Consider the following 12,388-nt stretch of genomic DNA (forward strand, 5'->3'; position numbering starts at 1 on the left):
TCACGGCTTTAGTAGGTGCCAAAGTCGTTGCCCATACATGCCGGCGGATTCGTTGGTCAGCATCTCATCGTGTGTGCAGTCAATCGATTCGACGATCACCGTGCGGGAGGCATGCGGCGCCCAGGATTGCGACAGGAATAACCTGCGATCGGCCCGACTCCGCTCTGCCGAGAATATGGTCACGTCACCCTCAAACACACCTGGCCGGTGAATTCGGTATCGCGCTATGTTCTTATCGGCATTTTCAACGAGCAAGTCGAATACTTGTTTGGATTGAGCAAAATCGGATAGTCCTGATTCCCGAAGTAGCTCTGCTATCTGCTCGTTATTCTGCGACTCATACTTGTCGGACACCTCCGATATAACGGCGTCATCGATCACGGGTTGCGCATCGAGAAGGACGAGGCGTGAGATTACGCGTCCGCGCCGCTGAAGCTCGATGGCGACTTCGTGAGCGACCACCCCTCCGAAAGACCAGCCAAGAAGGTTGTAGGGCCCCGCAGGAAACGCCTCTTCAATCCTGTCTGCGTAGACCATCGCCATCTCGTGGATTGACGAAAGTTGTTCCGGTACTTGTTGAATTCCGATGATCGGGCAGTCCAGATAATTACCAAAAACGTGATATGGCCAGCTCATACCTCCCGCAGGATGAATGCAGAACAGCGGAACACCGGATCCTTCGTGCAAGGTCTGAACGGGAACTATTACCGGCACATGGCCGGCGGCCACTCTCAGCCGCTGACTCAAGCTTCTGACGGTGGGCGCCTCGAATACGACGGGCACCGGAAGATCGGTATCGAGCGCGGTGTTGATCGCGGCGACCAGGCGCATCGCTGAAATGCTGTCGCCACCAAGGTCGAAGAAGGAATCCTCGACCCCAACACGTTCGACACCAAGAACGCGGGCGTAGATACCCGCCAGGATCTCCTCCGTGGGGCCTTTCGGCGCGCGGTACTGACCGGTGATGTATTCGGGTGCCGGTAGGGCGCGAATGTCGAGCTTGCCGTTGACCGTCAACGGCAATGCCTCGAGGCCTACCACCGCAGCCGGGACCATATACGCCGGCAACCGTGCACCCAGTTGGGCGCGAACCTCTGCCGGATCCGCCGACCCGGTGACATAACCCACCAACCGCTTGCCCGCGGGTAGGTCTTCACGGGCGATCACGACCGCCTGCTCCACCCCGTCCAATTCTGCTAGCGCAGACTGGATTTCGCCGAGTTCGATGCGGTATCCCCGGATCTTGACCTGTTCATCGGCGCGGCCCATGTATTGCAGCTGCCCATCGGTGCGCCAGCGCACCACGTCTCCGGTGCGATACATCCGCGAGTCGGATTCCCCAAACGGGCACGCCACAAATCGCGATGCGGTCAACCCGGACCGATGCACGTACCCGGGCCCCACGCCGCGGCCCGCCACATACAACTCGCCGACAACGCCGGCCGGTACCGGCCGCAACCACCCATCCAGCACAAACAACGCCGTACCCGGCACCGGTGACCCGATGGGCACCACACCCGCCCCCGCGGCCAATCCCGCACTCACCGAGGCACATATCGTGGTCTCAGTGGGGCCGTAGGCATTGATCATCACCCGCCCCGGCGCCCATCGGTCTACCAAATCCGACGGGCAAGACTCCGCGCCGATCACCAACGCCACCGACTCCAGCCCCTCCGAAGAGAGCGCGCCCGCCGCCGACGGGGTCTGACAAAGTACGCCGACCTTTTCGGCTATCAGTAAGGCGTGGAAGTCTTCCGGCGAATGCACCACCGAGTCGGGCACCACCACCAGCCGCCCACCTCGCAGCAACGAACCCCAGATCTCCCACACCGAAAAGTCAAAGGAATACGAATGACTCTGCGACCAGACCCCCTCGTCCGGCAGACCAGCATCCAGCGACTCCAATAGCTGAGTCAGGTTATGATGAGTTATCGCAACACCTTTGGGGACTCCTGTAGTGCCTGAGGTATAGATCAAGTACGCAACATCATCCGGATCCGGCCACGGCAGCGGCGTGCCGGGTTGGATGTATACGGCGAGATCGTCGATATCGATAATCACCTTGTCCTGACCGTCCAGGTCATGACGGTCCAGCCGAGACCGGAGATCCAGCGAGGTGATCACCGCCACCGGCGCGGCATCGGCAAGCATGAACCCAATCCGCTCCGCCGGCAACGCCTGGTCGATGGGCAGATACGCCGCTCCGGTTTTCAGTACCGCCAACATCGCCGCGATCGCCTTAGCCGATCGCGACAGCAAAAGCGCCACAGTCTGCCCCGGGCCGACACCACGATCAATGAGCAAGTGTGCCAAACGATTCGACGCCCCATCGAGCTCACGGTAGGTCACCGATCGGCCCTCGAACGTCACCGCCACCGCATCCGGGATTCGGGCCACGTGCTGAGCGAATAGTCCCGGAACAGACATATGCGCACTCCCCGGCCGGGTCAACACCGCCCGGTTCCCAACCTCATCCAGACGAGCATGTTCAGCGTCATCGAGCAGATCCAGTGACGACAGCTGGCGTCCCGGGTCTGTGGTCATCACCTCTAGCGCTCGCTGCAGACGATCGATCACCGATTCGATGCTGTCCGAGTCGAGGACATCGGTGTCGTACTCGACTCGGAGTCTCAGCTCGCGCCCGGGCTGTGCTTGCACCGTCAATGGGTAATGGGTGGATTCCCGACTGATGACATCGGTGATGGCGAACTCCTGGTCGGCCAGCGCCACCCCGGTATCGGTCGGATAGTTCTCAAAGGCGAAGAGTGTGTCGAAGAGTTGATCGTGGCCGGTGACGCGATGGATCTCGTTGAGTATGAGGTGCTGGTGCTCCAATGTGCGGTTGTATGCACCCTGGAGCTGGGCCAGTAGGTCGCCGGTGGTTGTTGTCGCGGTGATATTGGCACGCACCGGCACCGTGTTGATCAACAGTCCGACCATCGATTCCGCGCCCGGCACCTCGGCCGGCCTACCGGAGACCGTGGTACCGAAGGCGATATCGCTCTGCCCGGTCAGCGAGGTCAGCACGAGCGCCCAGGCTGCCTGCAACACCGTGTTGACGGTCGTTCGAGACGAACGTGCCAGCGCGCCGACGGACTGGATGGTCTCGGCGGGTATCTCGAAAGATCGAACGCCCCGCGCGCCCCTTCCCAATCTGCGCTGCGGGTTCACCAGGGTGGGGGTGTCAAAGTCCGCGAACACCTCACCCCAGGCCGCCCGTGCGGCATCGACATCACGTGCGGCCAGCCAGGACACAAAGCTGCGGTAGGGCGCCGCCACGGGTAACCGCTGTCCGTAATAGCCGGCGAATATCTCACCCAGCAGGATCGGCATCGACCAACCATCGAGGACGATGTGATGGTTGGTGAGCACGAGCCGATGCCGGTCGGCTGCGATACGAATCAACGCGACCCTGAACGCCGGTTGGTCGGCGAGATCGCACACCGCGGCGCGCTCTGCCGCGCACACCTGTTGAACCTGCCCATCGATATCGGGGCCGATATCGCCGACGAGATCAACCAAGCGCCATGCCATTACAGGATCCGCCGGGATGATCTGCACCGGCTCGTCGAACTGGTCACAGAATCGGGCCACCAGATTGGGGTGGCGGGCGGTGACTGCCTGTATCGCGGTGCGCAGGCGACGCTGGTCGAGCGGACCGCTCAGCCCGATGTCCATCTGCACCGCGTACAGATCGCCGCTGCCCCGCACGGCGTTGGCGTGGAAGAGCAGCCCCTGCTGCAGGGGTGTCAACGGCAAAACGTCAGCGATTCGGTACCGCCGCGCGAGATCGTCGATCTGGTGCTGTCCGAGGCGGGCCGGTGCGATATCCGATGGCGTCAACCCGCCCCCGCCCGAGCGCACAAGCGTGCAGATACCGGCCAGCGCCTCGAACCACAACCGGCTCAGCCGCCGTACCTGACCTTCGTCGAGAACCGAAGGTGCCCATGTCCAGTCGACGTGTAGGTGCGGGCCGTCCTTGTTATCGATGGTGACCGCATTGATATCAAGAGAGTGCATCAGTGGCATCGGTATCGCCATGGCCGCATTGACGAACGATGCTCCGTCCCGGCATATCCGCCAGCCCTCGCCGGCCAAGTCGGTTCCCGATGTGCCCTGACGGCCAAAGTAGTTGAATCCGATCGTCGGGTCCGCTCCCTCCAGGTCGACGTCGGCGTTCAGATAGCGCAGCGCCCCGTAGGTCAGACCATCGGGGTGCGCGCGAAGCTGCTCCTTCGCGTCCTTGATCACCGCCCCGAGTGCTGCCTCACCCGCACCGACCTGCGTCCAATCCAGCCTGGAAACCAACAGCGACACTGGATATTTGGTGGTGAACCACCCCACGGTACGCGACAGATCAACAGCCTCACCCAGTTCTTCAGCGCGCCCATGCCCCTCGATATCGATGCCGATCGCGGCACCGTTGTTGCCAGAAAATTCCGCCACCGCCAAAGCCAAAGCAATCAACAGAATCTCTTGTATCCGAGCATGAAACGCTATGGGCACCTCAGCCAGAAGCGCCCGGGTCGTCTCGAGATCATCGAATGTGACCGACAAGCGACCGGCGTTGGCATAGGTATCGATAGCGGGTTGCCCCGCAGGGAATACCGCCGGCGTGGCCGCGACCCGTTGCCAAACCTTATTCTGGGCCACAACTTCCGGCGTACGTGCGTGCTCGCCGAGAAGCTCGGCCCAGCGCGCGAATGACATTCCACCCGCGGGCAACACCACCGGGCGCCCATCACGAAGCTGGGACCACGCGATGTTCAAGTCCTCCACCAGAATCAGCCAGGACACCGCATCGACGGCCAGGTGGTGGATGATCACCACCAGCTCACCGGTGGCCTCGATCCACAGCGCACTGAGCATCACACCGCGCTGCGGGTTCAACCGCGACCGCGCCTGTACCACCGCCTCTTCGGTCAACTCATCGACCGACTGTAGACAGTCGTGAGCATCCACCGAACCCACCTCGGGCACCGAGAGCGACGAGGCGGGTTCGTCACGGCCAACACGGAGCCGCAACATGGCATGACGATTCAACAAGGCCTGCAACACGATCGCCACGTCGGCAGCGCCAACCCCGGCCGGGGCCTGCACGACCATCGTCTGATTAAACTGATCCACCGGGCCGTTCACGCCCTGTAACCAATGCATGATCGGAGTCGCGTTCAGCTTCCCGACGCCCTCATCGATCGGCCTATCCGAACCGTCCGCGATCGCGACGACTCGAGCGAGCCGAGCGACGGTCTGTTCGACGAAGATGTCCCGCGGCCGACATGTCAAGCCGGCGGCGCGTGCTCGCGCGACCACCTGCATCGACAAGATGCTGTCCCCGCCGAGCTCGAAGAACGACTCGTCCGTGCTGACCTGTCCAAGCCCGAGGACCTGGGCGTAGATGCCGGCCAGGAGCTCCTCGACGGGGCTTTCCGGGGCGCGGTACTCGCCGACGCGGTACTCGGGAGCGGGCAGAGCTCGTTTGTCGAGCTTGCCGTTGGGAGTGAGTGGCAGGGCATCGAGCGCCACCACTGCGGCGGGAATCATGTAAATCGGCAGCCTCTCCGACAGGGCGGCGCGCGCCTCGTCCGAGCGCGCCGTTCCCGTGATGTAGCCGACAAGCCGTTTGTCACCTGGGCGGTCCTCGCGGGCGATCACCACCGCCGCCTCTACTCCGTCCAGATTCGCCAGGGCAGACTGGATTTCGCCGAGCTCGATGCGGTACCCGCGGATTTTGACCTGTTCGTCGGTGCGGCCCAGATAGTCCAGCTGCCCGTCCACGCGCCAGCGCACCAGATCCCCGGTGCGATACATGCGCATCCCGGCTCCGCCGAACGGGCACGCCACGAATCGCGAGGCCGTCAACCCGGCACGACGCCAATACCCGACTCCCACACCCGCCCCTGCCACATACAGCTCGCCGACCACTCCGGCCGGCGCCGGGCACAACGATCTGTCCAGCACGAACAACGCCGCACCTGGTACCGGCGACCCGATCGGCGCGCCATGGGCTCCCGCCGACTCCGCTTGCAGGGACGCGCTGACCGCCGCATAAATGGTGGCCTCTGTGGGCCCGTAGGCGTTGACCATCACCCGTCCCGGACCCCAGCGGTCCATAAGCTCCGCGGGACACGCCTCACCGGCGACTACCAAGGCCACCGACTCCAAGCCCTCGGTGGTGAGCATTCCCGCTGCGGAAGGGGTTTGACTCAAGACGCTGACCCGTTCAGCCACAAGTAGGGCGTGGAACTCCTCGGCCGAGCGTGCCACCTCCTCGGGCACCACCACCAGCCGCCCACCGTGCAACAGCGCGCCGAAGATCTCCGCCACCGACACGTCGAACGCCAACGAGTGCCACTGCGACCACACCCCAGTGTGGGGCAGCCGCACACTGGTCGATGCCAACAGCTGGGTCACATTCTGGTGAGTGACCGCAACGCCTTTGGGCACACCGGTGGTGCCCGAGGTGTAGATCAAATACGCGATGTCATCCGGCGCCGGTGCGGGTAGATCGGTGCAGGGCTGCATGCCCACGGCGGGATCGTCGACGTTCATGACCGCCACGCCATGGCCGTCGAGCCGGTCCGCCAGATCAGCATTGCTGAGCACCGCTACCGGCCCCGCATCCTCGAGCATGAATGCGATGCGGGAAGTTGGCAGCGCCGGGTCGATCGGCAAATACGACGCCCCTGTCTTCAGCACCGCGAGGATCGCCACGATGGCCTCGGCTGAACGCGGCAACATCAATGCCGCGCAACGTCCCGGGCCCGACCCGTGGCGAACAAGCCAGTGCGCCAATCGGTTCGATGCCTCGTCGAGCTGACGGTAGGTCATGGACCGGCCCTGGTGGGTCACGGCCACCGAAGACGGGGTGCGGGTCGCCTGTTCGGCAAAGAGCGCCGAGATGGACACCGAGATCGAGGGTTCGGCCAACACGGCCCGATTCCCGATCTCATCCAGCCGGGCGTGTTCAGATTCGTCGAGCAGATCCACCGAGGACAACACCCGCGTGGGATCTACTGTCAGGGCCATCAGTACCCGCTGCAGACGATCGGTGAGCAGCTGGATTCCAGCAGGGTCGAAGACATCGGTGCGATATTCCACCCTGCCGCCGATTCCGGCGGAATCGCCATCCTCACTCCACCGTTCGGATAGCGAGAATGTCAGATCCATCCGAGCCGACTGGGTGTCCGTCGGTAGCGGGGTGACCTGAACGTCTCCCAGAGAGAGCCCAGCAGCCGGATCGGCGGAGTTCCCCGGGAGATTCTGCCAGGCCAACATCACCTGAACCAGCGGATGATGACCGAGCGATCGGGTTGGGTTGAGCCGCTCCACCAGCAATTCGAAAGGCACATCTTGGTTCTCGAAGGCAGCCAGACTGCGCTGGCGCACCTGGGCAAGCAGCTCGACGAAGGTCGGGTCCCCGGCCATATCGACGCGGAGCACCAAGGTGTTGACGAAGAATCCGACCAGTTCGTCGAGCGCGGGATCACGCCGCCCGGCGATCGGAAAGCCCACCGCGACATCGTCACCGGTGCTGATCTTCGAAAGCAGCACTGCCAGAGCGGTCTGTATCACCATGAAGTTGGTCGCATTGTGGTCGCGAGCCACGCGAGCGACCCGTTGCTGCAGCTCGGCCGGCCAGCTGATCTCCACCGTGGCACCGCGCTGATCAGCCACGAGCGGGTAGGGCCGGTCGGTAGGCAGCTGTAACCGGTCGGGCATACCCGCCAGGGCCTCTTCCCAATAGGCAAGCTGCGCGGCCATCCGGCTGCCGCGGTCGTCGATCTCACCGAACTGAGCACGCTGCCACAAGGTGTAATCGACATACTGCACCGCCAGTGGCTCCCAGTCCGGGGCCTGTCCTACACACCGACCTGCGTACGCCACCCCGACATCGCGCACCAGCGGGGTGAACGACCAACCATCGGCCGCGATGTGGTGCACCACCGCCGCCAGCACATGTTCGTCCTCGGCGATACGGAAAAGCCGGGCCCGCAACGGAATCTCGGACTCCAGAGCAAACGCGTGGGAGGCCACCTTGCCGACCGCTTCACTCAGCCTGCTGGCAGACCACCCAGTGGCATCAACGGCCTCCCAACCGAAATCGGCACGATCGACCGGGATCACCACCTGTTGTGGCGTTCCGCCTGGCGCGGCGAACAAGGTACGCAGGCTCTCATGGCGGGCCACCACATCGGCGAGCGCAGTGCCCAACGCCTCCGAATCAAGAGGTCCATTCAGGCGCATCGCGGCCGCGATGTTGTAAACCGGTGAGGGCCCCTGCAACTGGTCGACAAGCCACAACCGATTCTGGGAGAACGACAACGGCACCACCGCGGGCCGCGGGCCGGCTACCAACGGTTCCAGACCGCCCGCGCCCTCACCGATCCGCGGCGCCAACTGGGCAACTGTGGGCGCCTCGAAAATCGTGCGGACCGGAAGATCGCCATCAAGGGCGGTGTTGACCGCCGCGATCAGGCGCATCGCCGAAATACTGTCGCCGCCAAGGTCGAAGAACGATTCGTCGACTCCAACACGCTGAACACCGAGTACGTGAGCGTAGATACCGGTAAGGATCTCCTCCGTCGGGCTGGTAGGGCCACGGTAGGCACCGGCGGTGTATTCGGGTGCCGGTAAGGCCCGCTTGTCGAGCTTGCCATTGGGTGTGAGCGGCAGTGCCTCCAGCACCACCACCGCCGCCGGCACCATATAGGCGGGCAGCCGCTCGGCCAGCAAGGCACGTACCGCGACCGGATCGGCCGACCCTGTCAGATAACCGACCAACCGTTTCTCGCCGGGACGGTCCTCCCGGACGATCACCTCCGCCGCCTCCACCCCATCCAACTCGGCTAGAGCGGATTGGATTTCACCCAGCTCGATGCGATACCCGCGGATCTTGACCTGCTCGTCGGCTCGGCCCACGTAGTGCAGCTGCCCATCGGTATCCCAGCGCACCAGATCTCCGGTGCGATACATCCGTTGTCCTGGCGCTCCCGCGCCGACGAACGGGCAGCCCACAAACCGCGACGCGGTAAGCGGGGCCCGACTCACGTATCCGACCCCGACACCGCGACCCGCCACATACAACTCGCCGATCACTCCGACCGACACCGGCCGCAACCAGCCGTCGAGCACGAACAACGACGCTCCAGGTACCGGGGAGCCGATCGGAGGAGTACCCGAGCCCGAATTCAAGGGCGCACTGATCGACGCAAATATCGTTGTCTCGGTGGGTCCGTAGCCGTTGACCATCGTCCGGCCGGCGGCCCACCGATCCACCAGCTCGGACGGAACGGGTTCCGCACCGACCACCAGCGCCACCGACTCCAACCCTTCCGGAGATAGCATCCGCACCGCCGAAGGAGTCTGGCTGACCACCGTGACCTTCTCGGCGACCAACAAGGCGTGGAAGTCCTTCGGAGAACGGGCCACCGACTCGGGCACCACCACCAGCCGCCCGCCGTGCAGCAGCGCACCCCAGATCTCCCACACCGAAAAGTCGAAGGCGTAGGAATGGACCTGCGCCCACACCTGGTGCGGCGCCAATTCCACGCCGACGGAAGCCGCGTCGAACATTCGAGTCACATTGTCGTGCGTGACTGCCATCCCCTTGGGGACACCCGTCGTGCCCGATGTGTAGATGATGTGCGCAAGATCGTCGGGCACCGGCTCCGTTGGCGCCATGCATGATTGGGTGCGTACAGCGGGATCCTCGATATCGACGACCGATAGGGTGCACCCGACGAACCGGTCTACCAGCTCCGCCGTAGTGATCACGGCGATCGGTCCAGCATCCTCCACCATGAACTCGACCCGGGCCGGCGGATGCCCAGGATCGATCGGCAGATACGCCGCCCCGGTCTTGAGCACGGCCAGGATCGCGACGATGGCCTCGGCCGAGCGGGGAAACAGCAGTGCGACACACTTTCCCGGACCGGCGCCGTGGCCCATCAGTAAGTGCGCCAACCGGTTTGCTTCCTCATCCAGCTCGCGGTAGGTCATGGACCGGTCCTGAAAGGTGATCGCGACCGCGTCCGGGATGCGGGCCACTTGCTCTCCGAACAGGGTTGGGATCGATACTCCGGTCGCCGACTTCGATAACACCGCTCGGTCGCCCCAACCGTCCAGCTGCGTGTGTTCGGCTTCGTCCAATACATCCATAGACGAGAATCGTCGTTCCGGGTCGGCGGTCATGGCCACCAGCGCCCGCTGGAAGCGCTCGACCAAGGTTTCAATGTGGTCCGGATCGAATACCTCGGTGTCGTATTCGACGCGGAGGCCGAGCTGCGGACCCGGCTGCGCTTGGAACGTCAGCGGATAGTGCGTGGATTCGCGGCTGCCGATATCGGTGATGTCCAGCTCGTGCTCGCCCGCCAGCGCGGCAGCGTCGATCGGATAGTTCTCGAAGGCGAACAGGGTGTCGAACAGCTTCTCCTGACCGGTAATACGGTGAATCTCGTTGAGCGCCAGGTGCTCATGCTCAAGTGTGTCGTTATGAGTGTTCTGCAACTGTGCCAACAGATCCGCAGTGGTGGTCGTCGCGGTGATATCGGCGCGCACCGGTACGGTGTTGATCATCAGACCAACCATCGATTCGGCGCCCGGCACCTCGGGAGGCCTACCCGAGACCGTGGTCCCGAACACGACATCATGCTGACCGGTCATCCAGCACAAGAGCTGCGCGAAAGCGGCCTGCAACACGACGTTGACGGTCGTGTGATACGAACGCGCGAGCTCACCGACAGCTCGCGAGAGCTCGGCAGACAACTGAACCAATTCGGCCCTTCGCGCTCCGAGCTTGACCCGATCCTGGGGACCTACCAGCGTCGGACTGTCAAAGCCGGCCAGCACCTGACGCCACGCCGCGCGCGCGCCGTCGCGATCCCTGGCGTCGAGCCAGGTGACAAAGCTGCGATAGGGCGCAGGCGGGGATAACCGTTGCCCGTAGTACCCGGCGAATATCTCCCCCAACAGGATTGGCAGTGACCAGCCGTCGAGGACGATGTGATGGTTGGTTAGCACGAGCCGATGCCGATCGGCTGCGGTGCGGATCAACGCCACTCTGAAGGCCGACCGGTTACCCAGATCGCACACCGCGGCGCGCTCGTCGGCGCACAACCGTTGAATCCTGTCATCGACATCGCCGTCGAGCTCGACGTATTCCCAGGGCACTGCGGGATCGGCCGGGATGACCTGAACCGGCTCGTCGAACTGATCGCAGAATCGTGCTACGAGATGCGGATGCCGGGTGATCATCGTCTGCACCGCATCGTGCAGGCGTCCGGCGTCAAGGGGACCGGTCAGGGTGAAATCCAGCTGTCCCGCATACAGATCATCGCTCCCCGCCGCGGTGTTGGCATGGAAGAGCAGGCCCTGCTGTACCGGGGTCAGCGCCAGTATGTCGGCAATGCGGTATCGCCCCGCAAGCTCGTCGATCTGTCGCTGACTCAGACGGGCCGGTGCGATATCCGATGGGGTCAATCCGCCCCCACCGGAGCGCACATGGGCGCAGATTCCGGTCAGGGCCTCGAACCATAGCCCGCTCAGCCGACCGATCTGTGCGCGACCGAGAACAGATGGCGCCCACGTCCAATTGGCGTGTAACCGCGGGCCTGTGTCGGTGTCGATGGTGACCGCGTTGAGTTCCACGGTGTGCAGCAGCGGCATGGATATCGCGGCCGCCGCAGTGGTGGCAGACCCGCCTTGCGGCCCGGGCCGCCACAGCTCCTCGGAGAGTTCTGCCGCGCGGCCCTGGCGTCCGAGATAGTTGAACCCGATCGTCGGGTCCGCGCCCTCCAGGTCGACGTCGGTGTTCAGGTAGCGCAGCAATCCATAGGTAAGCGGTTCTGGGAGCGCGCGAAGCTGCTCTTTGGCGTCCTTGATCACGGTGCCCAGTGCGGCCTGCCCGGAGACGATGTGTGCCCAGTCGAGACCGGAAACTGCAAGCGATACCGGATATTTGGTGGTGAACCACCCGACGGTGCGCGACAGGTCGACACCCGCGGCGAGTTCCTCCTGCCGCCCGTGGCCCTCAACGTCGATGCCCACCGCCGTGCCGGTTTCCACAAATTCCGCTGTGGCCAGCGCGAAAGCGATCAAGAGGATCTCGTGTATCCCGGCATGGAACGCCGCGGGCACCTCACCGAGCAGCATGCTGGTGGTCTCGGCGTCCAACTCGGCGGCGTGGTGCCCGGCGGTGACAAAGGTGTCCGTGCCGGGACGCACCGCAGGCAGCGCGGCCGGAGTGCTCGCCACCGCATTCCAGATACCCACTTGGTCAACGATTTCCGAACTGCTCGCCCGCTCGGTCAACAGCGAGGACCATTGAGCGAATGATGTGCCTGCGGCTGGCAATACCACCGGCTGGCCGGCGCGATGCCGCACCCAC

The 12,388-nt window shown here is 63.9% G+C and carries 1 protein-coding gene (cut by a window edge); it reads right to left on the reverse strand.

Features of this window, described 5'->3' with window-relative positions; all coding sequences use genetic code 11:
- Nucleotides 1–12,388: the end of a non-ribosomal peptide synthase/polyketide synthase gene (locus AB0H22_RS01920; RefSeq protein WP_358144406.1), read on the reverse strand. The gene runs 18,707 nt beyond the window's last position; only the last 12,388 of its 31,095 coding nucleotides appear in the window; its start codon lies beyond the right edge, outside the window — the gene reads right to left on this strand; its stop codon occupies nt 1–3.

The organism is Mycobacterium sp. NPDC050853 (assembly GCF_040653875.1).
GTDB lineage: Bacteria > Actinomycetota > Actinomycetes > Mycobacteriales > Mycobacteriaceae > Mycobacterium.